This is a genomic window from Sulfitobacter sp. M05, assembly GCF_029285175.1.
Classification (GTDB): Bacteria; Pseudomonadota; Alphaproteobacteria; order Rhodobacterales; family Rhodobacteraceae; genus Sulfitobacter.
This window is the reverse complement of record NZ_JABEDH010000002.1, coordinates 545,751-567,354: the sequence shown is the minus strand read 5'-3', so window position 1 is coordinate 567,354 and position 21,604 is coordinate 545,751. Positions and strand designations below refer to the sequence as shown.

Here is a 21,604-nt window from a genome sequence, read left to right as displayed (position 1 = left end):
AGGCCGGATTTTAGTCTAGCCACCCTTTCAGATTCTCTTCAATCGTGGCGGACAGGGCTTTGATATGTAGCGCATCGTCGTTGAGGCAGGGAATATAGGTGAACTGCTCGCCGCCCGCTTCTTCGAAGCTTTCTTTGATCTCCTCGTTAATCTCTTCGAGAGTCTCGATACAGTCTGCGGAAAAGGCAGGCGCACAGACAGCGATCTTTTTGTTTCCGGCTTCGGCCTGACGCGCTACCTCTTCAACGGTATAGGGTTGCAGCCATTCTTCGGGCCCAAATTTGGACTGGAAAGTCGTCATGATATCGGTGTCTTCCCAACCCAGACGCTCCTTTAGCAGGCGCGTCGTCTTCTGACATTGGCAATGATAGGGGTCGCCCTCGGTCAGATAACGGATCGGCACACCGTGATAGGAACAGATCAGAATATCAGGCCGTTCTGCCGTGGCCGCATAGGCGGTTTCAATTGAGGTGGCGAGGGCCTCGATATAGTCAGGGCGGTCGAAATAGGGTTCCACCACACGGGCGATCGGTTGCCACTTTTCCTTGCCAAGCGCGGCAAAAAACGCATCACAGGCCGTCGCCGAGGTGGCCCCGGCATATTGCGGATAAAGCGGGAAAAACAGAATTTTGGTACAGCCCGCAGCGGTCATCGCTTCGACCTTGGATTGGGTCGAGGGGTTGCCGTAACGCATACAGTAATCAACCATCACATCATCGCCATATCGTGCTTTCATGGTTTCGGCGATTTTTGCAGTTTGCGATTTGGTGATCGTCAGCAAGGGGCTTTCGCCCAGCTCGTGGTTCCAGATCGACTTGTATGCGGCACCAGAGGTGAAGGGGCGCTTTGTCAGGATCACCAATTGCAACAGAGGTTGCCAGAGCCAGGGGCTATAATCAATCACCCGCTGATCGGAGAGGAATTCGTTCAGATAGCGGCGCATCGACCAATAGTCGTAATTGTCCGGCGTTCCGAGATTGGCAAGCAATACGCCCACGCGCTGCTTTGGAATAGCGGGGTGGTCGTTCTTGGCATGAGCAGGGCGGGCGGCTTGCATGGCGTGTCCTTAGGTGGCTTGCTGCGGTTGAAATAGGGCCATTCTGGCTGTCGTCAATTGGGTAACTTTGTCTCACCGGTTCCTAGCGCATCAGCAAGCCGTTGTTGGGCAGAGCCGGGGCGCAGTGGTTTGGGCTGGCTTTCGGCAGGGGCCCAACCGGTCAGGAATACCAAATCGAAGGTGGCGGTGATCCTGCCGTTCGCCGAAGCAAAGTTATCTTGGTACAATTGCGCCGCGGTGTTCAGCACAGTGCGACGGGTCGGGCGGCGCAGCCGAGCAGAAAGCGCATTGGTTTCGCCCATCGCCCGCAGGTCGCGCATCAGCGACCAAATATCGCTGTACTCCACGGTCAGTGTCTGGCTGTCCGCCACCGGCAGGGCAAATCCCGCGCGCTGAAGTAATCCACCCATGTCGCGCAGATCGGCCATCGGGGCGACGCGCGGCGACATGCCACCGGTTATGTCGGCCTCTGCCTGTCCCAGACAGGCGCGTAACTCGTGCAGGGTTTGCCCGCCAAACGCGACGCTCAGGAAAAGCCCGTCTGGCAGCAACGCGCGGCGACACTGGATCAGTTGGCCAACCGGATCATTGGCCCAGTGCAATGCCATGGCATGTACCACCAGATCATGGGCACCAACGGCAAGGGACAGTGTATCACTGTCCTCTGTGATGTTGGCTTGCGGAAAATATCTGGCCCAAACCGGGGCATGCCCTGTGACGATTGCGGCTGAATTAAACGACTTGTTAACCATCCGCATACGATCCTGCACCTCGTCAACGGCGGCGTAGTGCAGAAACATGGCATCTGCGGTGGTTCGATGGCGGTGCAGGGCGAGGGCCGCGGCATCGGTGATGAAATTTTGCTGGGTCATTGGAAACCAATATGTCGTTGTTAAGCGGACTTCAAACAGGGTTAGACGCGGTTTACCCTGCGCGGTGCCTGACCTGTGGGTCTGTGGTCGACGGAGATTTCGGCCTTTGCGGGGCCTGCTGGCGGGATACGGCGTTTATCGGGGGCACGATTTGCGATTCCTGTGGCGTGCCCCTTCCAGGTGCGGACGAGGGCGACAGATTACAATGCGACAGCTGTATGGAAAACCCCCCGCCATGGTCAAGAGGACGGGCGGCGATGTTGTACCGGGACAGGGGGCGTAAGCTGGTTCTGGCATTAAAGCATGGTGACCGTCAGGAGATTGCCCGTCCGGCGGGGCTTTGGCTGTCTCATGCTGTGGCCGATATCGTGACACAGAATACCTTGATAGCGCCGGTTCCGCTGCATTGGCTGCGGATGATCAAGCGCCGTTTTAACCAATCCGCCTTGCTGGCCAAGGCCCTGTCACAAAGGGTTGAACGGCCTTGGTCACCGGACCTGTTGCAACGCATCAGGCGAACGCGCACGCTGGATGGTCTGGACCGTGCAGGGCGGATCGAGGCGGTCGAAAAGGCCATTCGTGTCCACCCCTTACGCCGACATCGCCTGATCGGAAGGCCGGTGCTTCTGGTGGATGATGTGATGACCACCGGGGCGACTTTGGCCGCCTGTGCGCAGGCCTGTCTGGACGCCGGTTCGGGGCCAGTGAACGTGGTAACACTGGCGCGCGTGGCCAAAGATGCTTAAATCACCTTTTAACACTGTGTTTCGACTGTTCTTAGGGGCATGACATATCGTGCAGGGCTGCCATCAACAGGGGCAGGTTTGCGCAGCATGACCATACCGGACGAAACACCGCATTTTTGTTGAAAGGAACCGGTTATGAAACCTGTCGAACTTTATACCTCACCCCTTTGCGGTTTTTGCCATGCTGCCAAGCGGTTGCTGGCATCCAAAGGCGTTGATTTCGCCGAAGTTGATGTGTTGGCGAATCCGGAGCGCAAGGCAGAGATGGTGCAGCGGGCAAATGGCGGGCGTACCGTGCCGCAGATTTTTATCGGTGACATCCATGTTGGTGGCTCTGACGATCTACATGCGCTGGAGCGCGCCGGCAAACTTGACGCTCTGCTGGCAGCGTAATGCAAGCGGCCATTCTCCAGCTGAACGTTAGCGATGATCCGGTCGCAAATCTTGCGGTCACGCGGGAGATGTTCCGCGCGGCAGTGGCAGACGGGGCGCAGTTTGTTCTGACGCCCGAGGTGACGAATTGCGTCTCGACCAGTCGCAAACACCAGCAGGAGGTGCTGCAATTCGAGGAAGAAGACATCACCCTTGCCGCCTTGCGTGATGAGGCAAAAGCGGCAGGTGTCTGGCTTTTGATCGGGTCATTGGGGCTCAAGACGGGGGATGCAGACCGGCGGTTTGCCAACCGGTCGTTTGTGATTGGGCCGGATGGCGCGGTTGTTGCGAAATACGATAAGATCCACATGTTCGACGTGCAGATCAGCGAAACAGAAACCTGGCGCGAAAGCGAAGGGTATCGCCCAGGGGATCAGGCCGTTCTGGCGCAAACCGATTTTGCAAAGATCGGGATGAGCGTTTGCTATGATGTGCGGTTTTCCCAGCTCTATCGGGCGTTGGCCATCGCTGGTGCGGATATTTTGACGGTACCAGCGGCGTTTTCTCCGGTGACGGGGGCTGCGCATTGGCATGCCCTATTGCGCGCCCGCGCGATTGAGTCGGGGTGTTTTGTCATTGCGCCGGCCCAGACCGGAACCCATGCCAGCGAGACAAACAAGACTCGCGATACCTATGGCCATTCCCTGGTTGTTGATCCTTGGGGTGAGGTAATTCTGGATGCCGGAACCACCTCGGGCGTTTACAAATTCGACCTTGATATGAAAAAAGGAGAGGCGGCGCGGCGCAGGGTTCCAAGCCTTGCCAACGCCCGTGACTTTTCCGGCCCCTAGAAGGGCGATAGACAGGTCGACGTATGAGCGATGATAAAAATACCCTGGCGATCATGCTGTTCAGCGAGATTCTGGCGGCCGAGCATTCCATGCGCGGACGGCTGTCGCGGGTGTTGCCAAAAGGTATGGAGATTTCGCATTTTTCGGTTCTGAATCATTTGGCCCGTCGGGATGATGAGTCGACTCCGGCGCAATTGGCCGAGCGGTTTCGTGTCACACGGGGTGCCATGACCAATACGTTGAACAAGCTGGAATGGTCTGGTTACGTTCATATCCGTCCTGATTGGGACGATGCCCGGCGCAAGATGGTCGGCATCAGCCCAGCAGGGCGCAACGCACGCGATTCTGCGGTGGCCGCGATTACGCCGATGATCAATCAGGTGGTCGAGGATCTGGGCGAAGAGCAGGCCCGCGCGGCCCTGCCTATTCTGCGTGAAATAAGACTCAAGCTGGCTTGAGGCTGGCAGTAACGTAATTCACGCTTAGGTCCCTGTCCGACAAGCTCCAGCTCCAGGCAATCGGGTTGAACACGAAACCTTTACGGTCCACCGGCTCCAGCCCGGCATTGCCAATAAGGTCAAACAATTCGTCCGGTGTGATGAATTTTGACCATTCATGCGTCCCCTTGGGCAGCCAGCGCATGATGTGTTCGGCCCCGACAATCGCCATCATGAACGACTTGGGATTGCGGTTGATTGTTGAACAAATGTGCAGCCCGCCGGGTTTCAGCAGATCGTGACAGGCACGCAGGTAGTCAGCGGGCGAGGCCACGTGCTCAACCACCTCCATGTTCAGCACCACGTCGAACTTTTCACCATCTGCGGCCATCGCTTCGGCTGTGGTGTGGCGATAGTCAATCTCCAGACCGGATTGCGCGGCGTGAACGCGCGCGACAGGTATGTTGCCGGCGGCGGCATCGGCACCCACGACCTCGGCCCCAAGGCGTGCCATGGGTTCGGACAGCAATCCGCCGCCGCACCCGATGTCGAGGATTCGCAAACCGTCAAACGGGGATTCTGATGTCAGGTCGCGGTCAAATTCGCCGGCGATTTGCGATGTGATGTAATCCAACCGGCAGGGATTAAGCATATGCAGCGGCTTGAATTTGCCGTTTAAATCCCACCACTCCGCCGCCATAGCCTCGAATTTGGCGATTTCGCCGGCGTCTACCGTAGATTGAGCCGTTTGCATTTCCTGCTTCCTGTGTTCTTGTATATCTCTGACGTATATAGGGCTGGTATGGACAAGTTTCCCGATCAAAAACGTGCTGTTCAATATCTTTATTCGCCGATCGACCCGTTCGATCAGCGAATGTTGGCGGTTGGGCAGGGCCATACCATCTATGTAGAGCAATGTGGCAACCCCGACGGTATACCTGTTGTGGTACTACATGGTGGGCCTGGCGGGGGGTGCAGCCCCTCTATGCGGCGTTATTTCGACCCGGAAAAGTTTCGGGTGATTCTGTTTGACCAGCGCGGATGCGGACGATCCCGGCCGCACGCAAGCGTCACCGACAACACGACGTGGCATCTGGTCGCAGACATTGAAATGATTCGCCGCGAGCTGGGGATCGAGCAGTGGGTCGTCTTTGGTGGGTCATGGGGGGCGACGCTGTCGTTGATCTATGCCCAAACCCACCCCGAAGCGGTGCGCAATCTGGTGCTGCGTGGTGTGTTTCTGATGATGCAATCGGAACTGGATTGGTTTTACGGCGGTGGTGCGGGCAAATTCTGGCCCGAGGTTTGGGCACGTTTTACGTCGCTGATTCCTGAGGACGAACAGGATGATCTGATCAAAGCTTACCACCGGCGTCTGTTCTGTGGTGATCTGTCGGTCGAGCAACGTTATGGCCGCGCCTGGGCCGCTTGGGAAAACGCGCTTGCGTCAGTCCATTCCACGGGCGGATCACACGAGGGGCCGGCAGAGTATGCCCGGGCCTTTTCGCGGTTGGAAAATCATTATTTCATCAATGCGGGCTTTCTGGAATTTGATGGTCAGATACTGGCGCATATGCCCCGTATCTCGCATATCCCGGGCGTGATTGTGCAGGGCCGTTATGACATGATTTGTCCGCCTGGCAGTGCCTATGAGGTTGCGGAAAACTGGGCGCAAGGCGAATTGAAGATGGTGCGCAACGCCGGCCATGCCTTATCAGAGCCGGGTATCTCAGCCGAGTTGGTACGGGCGATGGACCGGATCGGAGCCGCAGGATGAGCCGGTCGTTGCTTGACCGGCGTGCGCTGTTTTCCAGTGCGGCGGCCGCTGCATTGTTGGCGGCCACGGGTGTCTCGGCGGCAGGCCCCAAACCGGGCGGGCGCTTGCGGATGGCGTTATCGGGGGCCGCACGGAATGATACCTGGCTGCGGGGTGACGGGCTGTTCATGCAAATCGCGCGGCAAGGGGTTGTTTTTGATACGCTTACCGAAATAGCCGCTGATGGGACGCTGCGCGGCGAATTGGCGAGCGGATGGACATCTTCCCCAGACGCACGTGTCTGGCTGTTTGAACTGTGTCGGGATGTCTCCTTTCATGATGGTGCCCCGTTTACGGCGAAAGATGTGGTCGCTAGTGCTGCCGGGTTCGCTGGTGGCGCGGTTCAGGCGGTTGGGGATCATCAGGTGTCTTTCACGCTTGTTCACCCAGATCCGGGCTTGCCGATGCGGCTTGCCCAACCGGCGTATTTTATCCGCGCGGCCCATGCCCCGGACAACGGCACAGGAACGGGTTTGTATAAGGTTTCCAGTTTCGTGCCGGGTCAACGGTTGCTGGCGACGCGGGTTGCGGATCACTACAAGGGCGAAGCCGCGGGTTGGTTTGATGAGGTCGAGTTAACCTCGATCCCTTCCGAACCGGTGCGTGGGCAAGCTCTGGGTGAATATCTGGTTGATGCGGTTGATTTGACGGCGGCGGGTGCCCTGGCTGATCTGCCTGACATCACCCTACAGCCGGACCGCCGCCATCCGACGCAAGCGGTCTCGGCTGACGTGATGCAGCCCGCAAACGTCAGCAGGTTGCGCCCGCTGGACAACCTGCGTGCGGCAGAGCGTTGGTGGTTCGGATGAACAGGCCTTGCAGACTCAGGCTTCTCTGCGTATATGCCTCTTTAACAGCGGCGCGTTCGGGTCCAAACCAAACGCTCCACCGATCTTGAACACGGGCCGCGCGCCCGTTTTTTTGTGCCTGATGGCCAGCGATAGGACACCATGACCAACGACCTTATTGCCAAAGCAGCTATTGACCGTCGCATGGCCGAGATCATCACACCGGTGATCGAGGATATGGGCTATGAACTGGTGCGCGTGCGTCTGATGTCGGGTAAGGTAACGACATTGCAGATCATGGCCGATAAACCCGAAGGCGGGATCGAAGTTGATGACCTTGCCAAGATCAATCAGGCGCTGGGCGCAGTGCTGGATGTCGAAGACCCGATTATCGAAGAATACACGCTTGAGGTATCTTCGCCCGGCATCGACCGTCCGCTGACGCGGTTGAAAGATTTCGACATGTTCGAAGGGTATGAAGCCAAGATCGAAACCGAAGAATTGGTCGGGGGTCGCCGCCGTTTTAAGGGCGAATTGGCTGGCATCGAAGGCGACGAGGTGTTGATCAACATTGAAGAGGGCACTGTGGGCCTGAAGTTTGATTGGCTGTCAGATGCCAAACTGGTGCTGACCGACGAGTTGATGACTGAAATGCTGCGCCAGCGCAAAGTGTCGGGCGCAATTGACGAAGATAAATTCGATTCTATTGAAGAAGAATCCTCCGAGGGAGAAGACTAATGGCCATTACATCCGCCAACCAGCTTGAGTTGTTGCAGACCGCCGAGGCTGTGGCCCGGGAAAAGATGATCGACCCTGCGCTGGTCATTGAGGCGATGGAAGAATCGCTGGCCCGTGCGGCAAAGTCGCGTTACGGCGCGGAAATGGATATTCACGTGTCAATCGACCGCAAGACCGGCCGCGCGACATTTACCCGCGTACGGACCGTGGTCGCCGATGAAGAGCTTGAGAACTATCAGGCGGAATTCACCGTCGAACAGGCCAAGCAATATATGGACAACCCGGAAATCGGCCAACAGTTGATCGAGGAAGTGCCACCGGTTGAAATGGGCCGTATCGCTGCGCAATCCGCGAAACAGGTGATCTTGCAAAAGATCCGCGAAGCCGAACGTGACCGCCAGTTCGAGGAGTTCAAGGACCGCGCCGGTACGATCATCAATGGTTTGGTTAAGCGCGAAGAATACGGCAACGTTATCGTGGATGTGGGCGCTGGCGAAGCGATCCTGCGCCGCAACGAAAAGATTGGCCGCGAGTCCTACCGTCCTAACGATCGTATCCGTGTCTACATCAAGGATGTGCGCCGCGAGCAGCGCGGACCACAGATTTTCCTGAGCCGTACTGCGCCCGAATTCATGGCCGAGCTGTTCAAAATGGAAGTGCCGGAAATTTACGACGGTATCATCGAGATCAAGGCGGTCGCCCGTGATCCCGGTTCACGCGCAAAGATTGCTGTGATCAGCTATGATGGATCAATTGATCCGGTGGGTGCCTGTGTGGGTATGCGCGGCAGCCGTGTGCAGGCCGTTGTGAACGAATTGCAGGGCGAGAAAATCGACATCATTCCATGGAATGACGATCAGCCGACCTTCCTTGTGAACGCCTTGCAGCCTGCGGAAGTTTCCAAGGTTGTTCTGGATGAAGAAGCCGGCAAGATCGAAGTTGTTGTTCCTGAAGAGCAGCTGAGCCTCGCGATTGGCCGCCGTGGCCAGAACGTGCGTTTGGCATCACAGCTGACCGGTCTGGACATCGACATCATGACAGAAGAGCAGGAAAGCCAGCGCCGTCAGGCCGAGTTTGAACTACGTACCAAGCTGTTCATGGATAACCTTGATCTGGACGAATTCTTTGCCCAGCTGCTGGTTTCCGAAGGGTTTACCAACCTTGAAGAAGTCGCCTATGTCGAAGTCAGCGAACTTCTGGTAATTGATGGTGTTGACGAGGACACCGCCAAGGAACTGCAAGCCCGCGCACAGGATGTGCTGGAAGCGCAGAACAAGGCAGCCTTGGAATCAGCCCGCGCTTTGGGTGTCGAAGACAGCCTTGTTGAATTTGACGGGCTGACACCCCAAATGATTGAAGCACTGGCAAAGGATGGCGTGAAAACGCTGGAAGATTTTGCAACCTGTGCGGATTGGGAACTGGCCGGCGGCTGGACAACTGTAGACGGCGAACGCGTAAAGGACGACGGATCGCTGGAAGCTTTCGACATCTCATTGGAAGATGCGCAGAGCATGATCATGACTGCCCGTGTGATGCTGGGTTGGGTTGATCCGGCGGAGCTGGAAGCAGAAGAAATCGAGGAAGACGATACAGAAGAACAGGAGGTCGAGGCCTGATCTCAGGCCTCGGTTGTCCCTGATGAGCCGCGGTGGCGTCTCCAAAGACCGTGAAAACGGTCCTGACCGCAAGTGCATTGCCACGGGCGAAATCCAGCCTAAGTATGGGTTGGTAAAGTTCGTGGTTGGCCCGGATAATCAGGTTTACCCTGATATTCTGGGGAAGTTACCCGGACGTGGCATGTATGTTGCCGCGGACCGCGCCGCGCTTGAGCAGGCGGTAAGCAAGAAATTGTTCACCCGCGCGGCCAAAAAACAGGTCACCGTTCAGGACGATCTGGTGGATGAAGTAGAAAAGCAGCTCGCACGGCGTGTGGTCGAGCTGATTTCATTGCAACGCAAGGGCGGACGGGCCGTTGCAGGGTACGAAAAAGTCAAAAGCTGGCTTCAGACTGAAGAGGCCCAGGTGCTTATTCAGGCCACTGACGGATCCGAACGTGGTAAAACGAAACTGAGCACGCCGCATTACGGTCAATATATTGGCTGGTTGACGGCGGATGAATTGGGTTTGGCATTCGGTCGTCAAACTGTGATACATGGGGCGCTCGCCTCTGGTGGACTCACTCTACGTGTTGTAGAGGAGGCCCAACGACTTAAAGGCGTGCGACAAAACGGGGCTGGCAGCGGCCAGCCGGAAGGATGACGAGCTAAATGAGCGATACAGACGGCAGAAAAACATTGGGTCTGGGCGGTTCGCGTCCCAGCAACGTAAAGCAAAGCTTTAGCCATGGGCGGACCAAGAACGTCGTGGTTGAGACCAAGCGCAAGCGCGTGATGGTGCCAAAGCCTGGTGGCCACAAGCCAACTGGCCCGGGTGCCGGTCCTGTTGGGGATCCGTCCAAACGCCCTGCGGGCATTTCGGATGCAGAGATGGAGCGTCGTCTGAAGGCTGTTCAGGCTGCCAAGGCGCGTGAGGCTGAGGAAGCCGCCGCACGTCTGGCCGAGGAAAAGGCCCGCGCAGAAGAGCGCGAACGCCGCCGCGCCGAGATTGATGCAAAAGAAAAAGCGGACCGCGAGCGCGAGGAGAGCCTGAAGGCGAAAGCCGAAGAAGAAGCCCGCGCCAAACGTGACGCAGAGGCTGCTGCACAGGCTGCTGCTGCTGCACCTGCTGCTCCGGCAGCGGCCCGCCCGACACCCAACAAAGCGGCACCGGGGCCGGCGGTACGCAAAACCGAACGTGACCGGGAAGAGACCAACAAGAAAAACCGTGCCGACGACAACCGTCGTTCCGGAAAGCTGACTGTTAATCAGGCGCTTACCGGTGGTGAAGGCGGGCGTCAGCGGTCAATGGCCGCAATGAAGCGCAAGCAGGAGCGTCAGCGTCAGAAGGCGATGGGCGGCAACGTCGAGCGCGAAAAGATCATTCGTAACGTGAACCTGCCACCGGCGATTGTGGTGTCTGAACTGGCTGCCCGTATGGCCGAAAAGACAGGTGCCGTTGTTAAGGCGCTGATGCAAAACGGCATGATGGTTACCCAGAACGAGACCATCGACGCGGATACCGCAGAGTTGATCATCGAGGAATTCGGCCACAAGGTTGTACGGGTTTCCGATGCGGACGTTGAAGATGTGATCAAAGAGATCGTTGATGATCCGAAAGACCTTATGGGTCGTCCTCCGGTCATCACCATCATGGGTCACGTTGACCACGGCAAAACCTCGCTTTTGGATGCGATTCGCAACGCCAAGGTTGTGGCAGGCGAAGCCGGTGGCATCACACAGCATATCGGTGCCTATCAGGTCACAACCGATGGCGGGCAGGTTCTGTCCTTCCTTGATACACCGGGCCACGCTGCCTTTACCTCGATGCGCTCACGTGGTGCGCAGGTAACGGACATTGTTGTGTTGGTTGTTGCGGCGGATGATGCCGTGATGCCGCAGACCATCGAAGCGATTGCCCATGCCAAAGCGGCCAAAGTGCCGATGATTGTTGCGATCAACAAGATTGACCGCCCGGCGGCTGATCCTGACAAAGTGCGCACCGATCTGTTGCAGCACGAAGTGATCGTTGAAAAAATGTCGGGCGAAGTGCAGGACGTCGAAGTTTCGGCGATCACCGGTCAGGGCCTAGACGAGCTGCTCGATGCCATCGCGCTTCAGGCGGAAATTCTCGAACTGAAAGCAAACCCGAACCGCGCCGCTGTTGGTGCAGTTATCGAAGCGCAGCTTGACGTGGGTCGTGGCCCTGTGGCGACAGTTCTGGTTCAGAACGGCACGCTGCGTCAGGGCGATATCTTTGTTGTGGGTGAGCAATACGGTAAAGTTCGCGCACTGATCGACGATCAGGGCAACCGCGTGAAAGAAGCGGGCCCATCTGTTCCAGTTGAGGTTCTGGGCCTGAACGGCACACCCGAAGCGGGCGATGTGTTGAACGTGACCGAAACCGAAGCGCAGGCGCGCGAGATTGCCGATTACCGGGCAAACGCCGCCAAAGACAAACGCGCAGCGGCTGGTGCGGCGACGACGCTGGAACAGCTGATGGCGAATGCCAAAGCCAACGAGGATGTCAGCGAACTGCCGATCCTGCTGAAAGCGGATGTTCAAGGTTCTGCCGAAGCCATCGTTCAGGCGATGGAAAAGATCGGCAACGACGAGGTGCGTGTGCGCGTCCTTCACTCGGGTGTTGGTGCCATCACCGAAACCGACGTTGGTCTGGCCGAAGCATCCGGCGCACCGATCATGGGCTTTAACGTGCGTGCCAATGCATCGGCCCGCAACACGGCCAACCAAAAGGGTGTCGAGATCCGTTATTACTCGGTCATCTATGATCTGGTCGATGACGTAAAAGCAGCGGCTTCCGGCCTGTTGAGCAACGAGATCAAAGAGAACTTCATCGGATATGCGAATATCAAGGAAGTGTTCAAGGTCACGGGCGTTGGCAAAGTTGCCGGTTGTCTGGTCACAGAAGGTGTGGCGCGTCGCTCTGCTGGTGTGCGCTTGCTGCGTGACAACGTGGTAATCCACGAGGGCACGCTGAAAACGCTCAAGCGCTTCAAGGACGAGGTGCCAGAGGTACAGTCCGGTCAGGAATGCGGCATGGCTTTCGAGAACTACGATGACATCCGCCCCAATGACGTGATCGAGATTTTCACCCGCGAAGAAGTAGAGCGGACGCTGAAATAATATTGGAGGTCAGGCAGAAATGTCTGGCCCACCGCCGAGACAAGAAAAAAGGGGCAGCGAAAGCGGCCCCTTTTTACGTTCCGGAAGACCGGAAAGATTAGTTCTTGCGGACAGGTGTGCCAGCAAAGACGGTATCGTCAACTTTTACAGCGACACGGCCATCGGCCAAGTCTTTTACAAAGATACCCTGAACGGATACACATGATCCAAGTGTGATGGTACGCAGCATTTCTCTCTCCCCAGACAGTAGGGAAAACATAATCAACAATTCGTGAAGCTTCCAGTGAATTGTTTCCCGATACACGAGAATTCAACCCGATTTTAATATTTCTAAAGCCAGTCACGCAGGATGGGAATCAACGGTACGTCAGCCGCAGGCATGGGATAATTGCGCAAATCTTTTGCATGAACCCATTTAAGCGCCTGATTTTCCTTTGAGAATGGTGTGCCTTCCCATTTGCGGCAGGCAAATAGTGGCATCACAAGGTGGAAATCATCGTAGCTGTGGCTTGCGAAGGTCAGCGGGGCCAGACAGGACGCCCAGGTATTGATCCCCAGCTCTTCTTCCAGCTCGCGGACCAAAGCCACTTCCGGGGTTTCTCCGGTTTCTACCTTGCCGCCGGGGAATTCCCACAGGCCAGCCATGGATTTTCCCTCGGGGCGCTGTGCAAGCAGGATACGGCCATCTACGTCGATCAATGCAACGGCCGAGACCAGAACAACCTTCACGACCGGTAGTCCGCGTTGATCTCGATATAGCCGTGGGTCAGATCACAGGTCCAGACAGTGGATTTTCCGTTTCCGATCCCCAAATCGACTGCAATCAGGATTTCGTCACCCTTCATATGTGCTGCTGCATCTGCTTCTGAATAATTGGGGCTGCGCCAGCCTTCTTTGGCCACTTCAATATCGCCGAACCTGATTGAAAGCCGGTCACGATCTGCGGCTGCACCGGATTTCCCGATGGCCATCACAACACGGCCCCAATTGGCATCCTCCCCGGCGATGGCGGTTTTTACCAAAGGTGAATTGGCAATCGCCATGGCGTGCAGTTTCGCGTCTGTATCGCTGGCAGCGCCAGTAATGGCGACCTCGACGAACTTGGTCGCCCCTTCGCCGTCACGGACAACCTGAAAGGCAAGGTCTTGCATCACGTCGTGCAGAGCCGTTTGGAATGCGGGTACGTTCGCGGCATCCACACCTGATGCTCCGGTCGCGGCAACGACTACAGTGTCCGACGTTGATGTATCGCTGTCGACGGTAATGCTGTTGAATGTTCGGTCGGATTCGGCGGAAACCATCTCCTGCAGCGCCGCCTGATCAACCAGGGCATCGGTAAATATGTAGACCAGCATGGTTGCCATATCGGGCGCAATCATGCCTGACCCCTTGGCGATGCCCGCAATGGAAACCGTTTTACCGTCAATCTCCAATGACGCCGATGCGCCCTTGGGGAAGGTATCGGTCGTCATAATGGCCTGTGCTGCATCCTGCATGTTGTCCGCCGACAGGGAGGTCTTTGCATCCGCAATAACTGCGGTCACCCGTTCAAACGGCAGGGGTTCACCGATCACACCTGTTGACGAGGTAAAGACGCGCGATTGTGGCACATCGCAAACTTGGGCGACTGACGCGGTAATCGCCTCTACCGCTTCAATCCCACGCCGCCCGGTAAAGGCGTTGGCATTGCCGGAATTTACCAGGATGGCAGCGCCTTTATCAGAGACTGCGCCGATCTTGCTCTGGCAATCCAGCACCGGTGCCGCACGGGTCTGAGAACGGGTGAAAACACCCGCAATTGCCGTGCCCGGTGCAAGTTGCGCCAACATAACGTCCGTGCGATCTTGATATTTCACGCCGGCGGCGGCGGTGGCGAATTGCACCCCCTCAATGCGCGGAAGATCGGGAAACCCTGCTGGTGCAAGGGGCGATACATTTGTGATTTTCCCCACCTGCGTTACTCCAGCCAGTCGAGGTTCTTTATCAGGGATGGATCAATATCCTGATCTGTCATCCGGTCGACATCAGCGGCGGCGGTGATTTCTTCAATGCGAGTCTGCACGAGGGTTTGACGGACCTGCAATTCCAGTTCCTCGCGCACGTCCTCCAGAGCGGGGACCTTGGTTTTGCGGGTTTCGTTTAGTTTGATGACATGCCAGCCGAATTGTGTTTCGACAGGGGAAGACACCGCACCGGGTTCCATTGCAACAACGGCGGCTTCAAAAGAAGGAACCATCATGCCGGGCCCAAACCAGCCCAGCGAACCGCCACCGGGCCCTGAAGGGCCTGTGGACTTTTCCCGCGCCATTTCAGCAAAATCAGCGCCGTCTTCAAGCTCTTGCTTGATGGCGTTGGCTTCCTCTTCGGTTTCGACAAGGATATGGGAGGCGTTGTATTCTTCGCCTGCATCCTTGTCCTTGTATTCCGCATCATAGGCGGCATGCAGCGCGGCCTCGTCCAAGGGGGCGGCCATCACACCTTCGACCACTTCGCCGGCAGTCAACGACCGTGTCTCGTTCTCAAGGGACAGTGTGACACGTTTGGGCAAATCGCCCTCATGGGTGTCTGCAAGCGCACTTTGCTGAACCAGTTGGTCCAGAATACCCTTGTACAAAACCTCGTCCGGCAGTTCTTGGTATTGTTGCGGCAGAGTAGCACGGGCGATGATCATATGGCCCAGGGTGATCTCTGTTCCGTTCACTGTTGCGACGATGGTATCGACGTTTGGTGTTTCTTCCGCTGCGACGGGCAGGGCCACTGAAACGGCCAGCGCCAGAGATGCCAGATAAGTGAGGGGTTTTTGCATGGATCGTCCTATCGTTAAGCCCCGTGAAGGGCTGCTACATTGACAGCCTATGGTGCGGCCCTTACATCGCCCTAAAGGGCGCACATGCAAGCCACGTTCCCCATCTATCTATGGGCTGACTGAGGCTTGGGCAAGCAGATCGCTGCGCAGAATTCAAACGTCGGCTGGAGAACACATGCTGGGTATCGGAACAATCGCCAAAAAGGTCTTTGGCACGCCAAATGACCGCAAAATCAAAGCGACCCGCCCGCTGGTGGCAAAAGTAAATGCGCTGGAGCCAGAATTTGAAAAGCTGAGCGATGAAGGCCTCAAAGCCAAGACCGAAGAACTGGCCACACGTGCCAGGGGTGGCGAAAGCCTTGATGATCTGCTGCCCGAAGCTTTTGCCAACTGTCGCGAAGCGGCGCGGCGCACTTTGGGTTTGCGGGCTTTTGATACACAGTTGCTGGCGGCGATCTTCCTGCATCAGGGGAATATCTCTGAGCAGAAGACCGGTGAAGGTAAAACACTGACCGCGGCTTTGGCGGCCTATCTGAACGCCCTGCCCGGCAAGGGTGTACATGTTGTGACCGTGAACGAATACCTTGTGCAGCGGGATGCCGACTGGATGGGTAAGGTGTTTGCCGCCTTAGGCCTGAAAACAGGTGCGGCAATTTCCGGCATGAGTAACGAAGCCAAGCGCGAGGCCTATGCCTGCGACATCACCTATGCGACCAACAACGAGCTGGGCTTTGACTATCTGCGCGACAATATGAAATCAAACCTCGACGAGATTCTGCAAAAGCACCACTTTTTTGCAATTGTCGACGAGGTGGACAGCATTCTGATCGACGAGGCGCGAACACCTCTGATCATCTCCGGCCCTGCGCAGGACCGTTCGGAAATGTATGTGACGATCAACACGCTGATCCCGTCACTCAAGCCCGAGCATTACGAGGTGGACGAGAAAACCCGTAACGTCACATTTACCGATGATGGCAATGAATTCCTTGAGGATCTGTTGCGGTCCGAGGGGCTGCTTGAAGAGGGGCAGTCGCTCTATGACCCTGAAAGCACAACGATCGTGCATCACGTAAATCAGGGCCTGCGCGCGCATACCTTGTTTATCAAGGACAAGGATTACATCGTCCGCGACGGTGAAATCATGCTGATTGACGAATTCACTGGACGTATGATGCAGGGTCGGCGCTTGTCGGACGGACTGCATCAGGCGATCGAGGCGAAAGAAGGCACGGCGATCATGTCTGAAAACGTCACGCTGGCCTCTGTGACGTTCCAGAACTATTTCCGCCTCTATGATAAGCTGGCCGGCATGACCGGCACCGCCCTGACCGAGGCCGAGGAATTCGGCGAGATTTACGGGCTGGGTGTTGTTGAAATCCCCACAAACGTGCCGATTGCCCGGATTGACGAAGACGACGCCGTTTATCGAACCGTGGGCGAAAAATACAAGGCGATGATCGACAAGGTGAAAGAAGCCAACGCCAAGGGGCAGCCTTGCCTCGTGGGTACCACGTCGATTGAAAAATCAGAACAACTGTCACGTATGTTGACCGAGGCTGGCATCACGCACAATGTGTTGAACGCGCGTCAGCACGAGCAGGAAGCCCAGATTATCGCGGATGCCGGTAAACTGGGTGCGGTCACGATTGCCACGAACATGGCCGGCCGTGGTACCGACATTCAATTGGGTGGTAACGTCGAATTGAAAGTGCTGGAAGCGCTGGATGCCGACCCCGAGGCCGATCCCGTCGAAGTTCGGACACGGATCGAAGCGGCGCATGCCGAGGAAAAGAAAAAGGTTCTAGAGGCCGGCGGTTTGTATGTTCTGGCCTCCGAGCGTCACGAAAGCCGTCGCATTGATAACCAATTGCGTGGCCGTTCGGGCCGTCAGGGTGACCCGGGCCGCACGTCGTTCTTCCTGTCGCTCGAAGATGACCTGATGCGGATTTTCGGCTCTGAGCGGTTGGAAAAAGTGCTGACGTCTCTGGGCTTGAAGGAAGGCGAGGCAATCATTCACCCTTGGGTCAACAAGTCGCTGGAACGCGCTCAGGCCAAGGTTGAAGGGCGCAACTTTGACATTCGTAAACAGCTGTTGAAGTTCGACGACGTGATGAACGAACAGCGCAAAGTTATCTTTGGCCAGCGTCGCGATATTATGGAATCGCAAGACCTGTCTGAGATCACAACCGACATGCGCCATCAGGTGATTGATGATCTGATCGACACCTATATGCCGCCAAAAACCTATGCTGACCAATGGGATACCCAAGGGTTTACCGCCGGCGTGATCGAGCATCTCAATATGGACCTGCCGGTGGTCGCATGGTGCGAGGAGGACGGCGTAGATGATGACGTGATCCGCGAGCGCTTGATTGAGGCGTCAGACAAGATGATGGCGCAGAAGGCCGAAGTCTTTGGCAGCGAAAACATGCGCAACATTGAAAAACAACTGTTGTTGCAGGCGATCGACACCAAGTGGCAAGAACACCTGATGACGCTGGAGCACCTGCGCTCTGTGGTGGGTTTCCGCGGCTATGCGCAGCGTGATCCGCTGAACGAATACAAGAACGAATCATTCCAGCTGTTTGAGGGGATGTTGGACAGCCTGCGGGTGGAGGTGACCCAAAAACTGTGCCAAATTCAGCCGATGACAGAAGAAGAACGCGCAGCAATGATGGAAGAGCTGCGCGCGCAGCAGGCCGCGTTGCAATCCGCAGCGGCGGCCGACGCACAGGACGGCGCGCCGGAAACATTCGCCAATGCGATACCGGGCTTTGATGAGAATGATCCGACCACCTGGGGTTCACCGGGCCGGAACGATGATTGCCCCTGCGGATCTGGCAAGAAGTTCAAGCACTGCCACGGGCGGCTGGCATAGATCCTGCCACTGTTTTGACAAGAATTTCTCGCATCAGGGTCATAACGAGGCCCTGATGGTGCGCGATCAATACTTCGAACGATTCCGTTTGAAGGGACAAGATCATGCTGCGAACAAAGGAAATTCTGACTGCCATTGGTGCCCTCGGGTGTGCGATTGGTATCGGCTTTATCATGCAGAACTCAGAATCCGCCCAGGCATTCTATGGCCCGACTGAGATCGAACGGCCCGAGGAGCTTCCCGAATTGAGAGGCGCAAGCGCGGCCAATGCGCTTTTGAACGTTCAGGAAATTAAACTGACATCGGCAGAATTTGATACAAGCCCGAATTTGCCACAGCCTGAATCAGAGGTGGTGACAGTATCGACGCCGTCCAGCGTATCGGACGCGCCTGAAACCTATGGATCAATTGAGGTAACTCCTGCCCCTCTATGCGAGATTGCTGCATCTGCCCGCCCCGTGGCAGCTGCGATGGTCGACCTGAACATGCAGGCCCCCTGCCTGCCCAACGAGCGGGTGACGGTCCACCATAACGGCATGATTTTCACGGTGACCACATCTGATCAGGGCGAATTGTCTCTTCGGGTGCCGGCATTGGCGCAGGAAGCCGTGTTCATCCTTGCCTTTACCAGTGGCGAAGGCGCGGTTGCACAGACTACCGTTGAAGAGCTGGCCGATTTTGACCGCTCTGTCTTGCAGTGGAAAGGCAACACAGGATTTCAAATTCACGCCCGCGAGTTCGGTGCCGACTACGGTTCTACAGGGCATTTATGGGACGGCGCGCCGGGCGAGATTGCGGATGCGGTTTCCGGTAATGGTGGTGTGCTGACCCGGCATGGTGACATGAATGCGGCAGATCCGCTGTTGGCCGAAGTCTATAGCTTCCCCAAGGCGCATAATGCCCGCAGCGGTAAAATCGCACTGAGCGTCGAAACTGAAGTGACCGATGCCAACTGTGGTCTGGAGATTGAGGCGCAATCGCTGGAAATCCAGCCCGATGGCGGCGTGAAAACGCAAAACTTGATCCTGCCGGTGCCAGATTGTGATGCCGAAGGCAGCTTTCTTGTGTTGAATAATTTGCTGCAAGACCTGAAAGTCGCCGGCAGATAACAAATGCCATCGAGGTCCTATGATCATCCTGAAACGTGCGGCGGCCTTCGCCGCACTTTTGCTGTTTTCTGCCATTTCTGTGATGGCGCAGGACGTCACGCTAAGTTCGCGTGATGGCAAGGTCGAGCTCAGCGGTATGCTTTTGGGCTTTGACGGCGAATTCTACCGCCTGTCCACGGACTATGGTGAGCTGACCATCGACGGTTCTGGTGTGTCCTGCTCAGGTCCGGGGTGCCCCAACCTGCATGATTTTGTGGCCGAGATTGAATTGTCAGGGTCGGCCACAATGGGTGCGGTTCTGATGCCGGCTCTGATGGACGCCTATGCACAACGCAACGGGTATTCTGTGACTCGCGAAGACGTGGATGCGACCCGTTTTGTACTGGCATTGTCCCATACCGATACGGGGAAACTGGCCGCGCGGTTCGGGTTCCGGGCCAGCAATACGGATGAAGGGTTTGCGGATCTGCTGGCGGATGAAGCAGATATCGTGATGGCACTGCGTGAAATCCGGCCAGAGGAGCGCATGCTGGCACGCGAGGCTGGCATGGGTGATTTGACAGGGCCGAACCGCAGCCGGGTTCTGGCGTTGGATGCGGTCGTGCCGGTCGTGTCTGTTGGCAATCCGTTGCGCAGTATCTCCCCCCTGAATCTGGCAAAGGTGTTTGCGGGCGAAATTACCAACTGGAAAGAAATTGGCGGGCCGGATGCGCCGATCGACCTCCATCTACCGGCGGAGGCCAGTGGGTTATCCCAAGCGATTGAAGATCAGGTTATGGGGGCCGCCAAATTTGACCTTGCACAAACCGCCGTGCGGCATCTTTTGCCCGCCAAGATCGCCGAGGCGGTCGCAAAAGATACCCTGGCGATTGGGCTGACCAGCTATGCCGAACGGCGTACAACGCGCGTCCTGACCTTGGGGGGAACCTGCGGGTTTTCGCTGAGTGCCAGCCGCCGCACCATTAAAACAGAAGATTATCCGCTGACCGCGCCAATGTTCCTGTATTTTCCCGCGAGACGCCTACCCTTGATTGCCCGCGAGTTTCTGGCCTTTTCACGCGGGGCTGCGGCACAGAATGTCATCCGGCGGACCGGTTTCGTTGATCAGGCACCCGAGGAAATTCTGATTGCAGTGCAGGGCGATCGGTTTGCCAATGCAATCACGGTGGCCGGGCCTGAAATTCCGTTGGAAGAAATCCAGCGCATGGTGGCAACGCTGTCTCCGATGTCGCGATTGACCACGTCTTTCAGGTTCGAGACAGGGTCCATTCGCCTCGATGCGCAATCGCGCTCCAATGTTCAGCAACTTGCACGCGCGCTGGAACAGGGGCGTTATGATGCCCGGAAAATCCTATTTGTCGGATTTAGTGACGGGCAAGGGGCGGCAAAGCCCAATCGTGATATCGCCCTGCGCCGTGCCGAGGCCGTCCTGCGCGGGGTCAGTGCCGCCGCAGTTACCGCCAATCTGGATCGTGTCACCCTGGGGGTAGACGCATTTGGTGAGGCGCTACCGATGGCCTGTGACGATACCAGTTGGGGACGACAGGCCAACCGGCGTGTCGAGGTCTGGGTGCGCTAAAGGTATCCTTCCGAGCGAAAGCTAAGCTCGGTCGATTTGCCGATGATCAGATGGTCATGCAACGTCAGTCCCAGCGCCTCGCAGGCGCGGGAAATCTTTTCCGTCATGTCGATGTCAGATGCCGACGGGGTCGGGTCACCGGAGGGATGGTTATGCACCAGAATAAGGGCAGAGGCGTTTAATTCCAGCGCCCGCTTGGCGACCTCGCGTGGATAGACCGGCACATGATCTACGGTGCCCTGCCCCTGTGCCTCGTCGGCGATAAGTACGTTCTTGTTGTCCAGAAAAAGCACCCGAAACTGCTCCGTCTCGCGGTGCGCCATCTTTGTGTGACAGTAGGTCAGCAGGTCGTCCCAGCTTGATACGATCTGACGCTGCATGACTTTGGCGCGGGCCATGCGTTGTGCCGCGGCTTCGATAACTTTCAGTTCAACAACAACGGCTTCCCCAACGCCGTCAAATTCGAGCAGGCGTTTTTCAGGGGCTGAAATAACACGGTTAAAGTCACCAAAATACTCGATCAGGGCCTCGGCCAGCGGTTTAACACTGCGCTGGGGAATGGCGCGAAACAGGATCAGTTCAAGCAGTTCATAATCGGGTATCGCATCCGGGCCACCGGCCATGAACCGGGCCCGTAACCGTTGACGATGGTCTTTTATGTAAGGGGGCTGCGTGACTGGGATTGGTCGGATGTTATCCAACGAGTCTAACAAGAATGGCAGCGCTTGTTCTGCGAAATGTGTCATGCACTCAGGTTGTGCAGACATGGTTAGGATTCGGTTAAAATAGAAGACAAGACGCCCCACCAAATCG

General features: G+C 56.8%; 21 protein-coding genes and 1 pseudogene. 14 read left to right on the top strand and 8 right to left on the bottom strand.

The window, feature by feature from the left end; all coding sequences use genetic code 11:
• Positions 1 to 10: 10 nt before the first annotated feature.
• Both hemH and HKX44_RS10900 read right to left on the bottom strand, forming a co-directional pair.
• Positions 11 to 1,057 (bottom strand): ferrochelatase, encoded by a 1,047-nt coding sequence (hemH, locus tag HKX44_RS10905; protein ID WP_276151358.1) that lies wholly within the window; start codon positions 1,055 to 1,057, stop codon positions 11 to 13.
• A 53-nt stretch (positions 1,058 to 1,110) separates the two neighbouring features.
• Positions 1,111 to 1,929, bottom strand: coding sequence for a methyltransferase domain-containing protein (locus HKX44_RS10900; RefSeq protein ID WP_276151357.1), 819 nt, complete (start codon positions 1,927 to 1,929; stop codon positions 1,111 to 1,113).
• Between the two features lie 11 nt (positions 1,930 to 1,940).
• Here HKX44_RS10900 and HKX44_RS20010 point away from each other — a divergent pair.
• The 5 genes and pseudogenes from HKX44_RS20010 to HKX44_RS10880 form a co-directional block, all read left to right on the top strand.
• Positions 1,941 to 2,138: pseudogene (locus HKX44_RS20010) on the top strand (double zinc ribbon domain-containing protein); the annotation flags it as partial.
• A 48-nt stretch (positions 2,139 to 2,186) separates the two neighbouring features.
• Positions 2,187 to 2,675 carry a ComF family protein gene (locus HKX44_RS10895; protein WP_346348184.1) on the top strand — a complete coding sequence of 163 codons (489 nt, stop codon included), beginning with the start codon at positions 2,187 to 2,189 and terminating at the stop codon, positions 2,673 to 2,675.
• Positions 2,676 to 2,810: 135 nt separating this feature from the next.
• Positions 2,811 to 3,068 carry a glutaredoxin 3 gene (gene grxC, locus HKX44_RS10890; protein ID WP_276151355.1) on the top strand — a complete coding sequence of 86 codons (258 nt, stop codon included), beginning with the start codon at positions 2,811 to 2,813 and terminating at the stop codon, positions 3,066 to 3,068.
• Positions 3,068 to 3,898: a carbon-nitrogen hydrolase family protein gene (locus HKX44_RS10885; protein WP_276151354.1), complete on the top strand. Its 831-nt coding sequence runs from the start codon at positions 3,068 to 3,070 to the stop codon at positions 3,896 to 3,898. Before grxC ends, HKX44_RS10885 begins: the two co-directional genes overlap by 1 nt.
• Positions 3,899 to 3,921: 23 nt before the next feature.
• A complete protein-coding gene (locus tag HKX44_RS10880) occupies positions 3,922 to 4,356 on the top strand; it encodes a MarR family winged helix-turn-helix transcriptional regulator (protein WP_276151353.1) in 435 nt (144 codons plus the stop codon).
• On the opposite strand, the gene ubiG is transcribed toward HKX44_RS10880, so the two are convergent.
• On the bottom strand, positions 4,343 to 5,089 hold the full coding sequence (gene ubiG / locus HKX44_RS10875; RefSeq protein ID WP_276151352.1) for a bifunctional 2-polyprenyl-6-hydroxyphenol methylase/3-demethylubiquinol 3-O-methyltransferase UbiG: 747 nt from the start codon (positions 5,087 to 5,089) through the stop codon (positions 4,343 to 4,345). The two genes, HKX44_RS10880 and ubiG, sit on opposite strands and share 14 nt — an antisense overlap.
• 48 nt (positions 5,090 to 5,137) lie before the next feature.
• On the opposite strand from ubiG, the gene pip reads away from it, so the two are divergent.
• The 6 genes from pip (at position 5,138) to infB (ending at position 12,416) form a co-directional block, all read left to right on the top strand.
• Positions 5,138 to 6,112 (top strand): prolyl aminopeptidase, encoded by a 975-nt coding sequence (gene pip / locus HKX44_RS10870; RefSeq protein WP_276151351.1) that lies wholly within the window; start codon positions 5,138 to 5,140, stop codon positions 6,110 to 6,112.
• A complete protein-coding gene (locus HKX44_RS10865) occupies positions 6,109 to 6,960 on the top strand; it encodes an ABC transporter substrate-binding protein (RefSeq protein WP_276151350.1) in 852 nt (283 codons plus the stop codon). The genes pip and HKX44_RS10865 overlap by 4 nt, the downstream gene beginning before the upstream one ends.
• Positions 6,961 to 7,101: 141 nt before the next feature.
• Complete coding sequence (gene rimP / locus HKX44_RS10860) at positions 7,102 to 7,677, top strand: ribosome maturation factor RimP (RefSeq protein WP_276151349.1); 576 nt, start codon at positions 7,102 to 7,104, stop codon at positions 7,675 to 7,677.
• Positions 7,677 to 9,293, top strand: a complete 1,617-nt coding sequence (gene nusA / locus HKX44_RS10855) for a transcription termination factor NusA (RefSeq protein WP_276151348.1) — start codon at positions 7,677 to 7,679, stop codon at positions 9,291 to 9,293. The genes rimP and nusA overlap by 1 nt, the downstream gene beginning before the upstream one ends.
• Before the next feature lie 22 nt (positions 9,294 to 9,315).
• Positions 9,316 to 9,936: an RNA-binding protein gene (locus tag HKX44_RS10850; protein ID WP_276151347.1), complete on the top strand. Its 621-nt coding sequence runs from the start codon at positions 9,316 to 9,318 to the stop codon at positions 9,934 to 9,936.
• A gap of 8 nt (positions 9,937 to 9,944) precedes the next feature.
• Positions 9,945 to 12,416 (top strand): translation initiation factor IF-2, encoded by a 2,472-nt coding sequence (gene infB / locus HKX44_RS10845; RefSeq protein ID WP_276151346.1) that lies wholly within the window; start codon positions 9,945 to 9,947, stop codon positions 12,414 to 12,416.
• Between the two features lie 97 nt (positions 12,417 to 12,513).
• Here the strand turns inward: infB and HKX44_RS10840 are convergent, their stop codons facing one another.
• The 4 genes from HKX44_RS10840 to HKX44_RS10825 all read right to left on the bottom strand — a co-directional run bounded on the left by HKX44_RS10840 (position 12,514) and on the right by HKX44_RS10825 (position 15,222).
• The gene (locus tag HKX44_RS10840) at positions 12,514 to 12,645 is read right to left on the bottom strand and encodes a hypothetical protein (protein ID WP_268778035.1); all 132 of its coding nucleotides are present in this window, start codon (positions 12,643 to 12,645) and stop codon (positions 12,514 to 12,516) included.
• A gap of 101 nt (positions 12,646 to 12,746) precedes the next feature.
• Positions 12,747 to 13,145 carry an 8-oxo-dGTP diphosphatase MutT gene (mutT, locus tag HKX44_RS10835; RefSeq protein ID WP_276151345.1) on the bottom strand — a complete coding sequence of 133 codons (399 nt, stop codon included), beginning with the start codon at positions 13,143 to 13,145 and terminating at the stop codon, positions 12,747 to 12,749.
• Positions 13,142 to 14,368: a bifunctional glutamate N-acetyltransferase/amino-acid acetyltransferase ArgJ gene (argJ, locus tag HKX44_RS10830; RefSeq protein ID WP_276151344.1), complete on the bottom strand. Its 1,227-nt coding sequence runs from the start codon at positions 14,366 to 14,368 to the stop codon at positions 13,142 to 13,144. Before argJ ends, mutT begins: the two co-directional genes overlap by 4 nt.
• Before the next feature lie 5 nt (positions 14,369 to 14,373).
• Positions 14,374 to 15,222, bottom strand: a complete 849-nt coding sequence (locus tag HKX44_RS10825; protein ID WP_276151343.1) for a peptidylprolyl isomerase — start codon at positions 15,220 to 15,222, stop codon at positions 14,374 to 14,376.
• A gap of 175 nt (positions 15,223 to 15,397) precedes the next feature.
• Here HKX44_RS10825 and secA point away from each other — a divergent pair, with 175 nt between their 5' ends.
• From secA to HKX44_RS10810, 3 genes are all read left to right on the top strand, one after another.
• The gene (secA, locus tag HKX44_RS10820) at positions 15,398 to 18,103 is read left to right on the top strand and encodes a preprotein translocase subunit SecA (protein WP_276151342.1); all 2,706 of its coding nucleotides are present in this window, start codon (positions 15,398 to 15,400) and stop codon (positions 18,101 to 18,103) included.
• A 104-nt stretch (positions 18,104 to 18,207) separates the two neighbouring features.
• Complete coding sequence (locus tag HKX44_RS10815; RefSeq protein WP_276151341.1) at positions 18,208 to 19,212, top strand: hypothetical protein; 1,005 nt, start codon at positions 18,208 to 18,210, stop codon at positions 19,210 to 19,212.
• Between the two features lie 19 nt (positions 19,213 to 19,231).
• Entirely contained in the window at positions 19,232 to 20,791 is a 1,560-nt protein-coding gene (locus HKX44_RS10810; RefSeq protein ID WP_276151340.1) for a phosphate ABC transporter substrate-binding/OmpA family protein, read from the top strand.
• Here the strand turns inward: HKX44_RS10810 and radC are convergent.
• Positions 20,788 to 21,537, bottom strand: coding sequence for a DNA repair protein RadC (gene radC / locus HKX44_RS10805; RefSeq protein WP_276151339.1), 750 nt, complete (start codon positions 21,535 to 21,537; stop codon positions 20,788 to 20,790). The two genes, HKX44_RS10810 and radC, sit on opposite strands and share 4 nt — an antisense overlap.
• Positions 21,538 to 21,604: the final 67 nt, after the last annotated feature.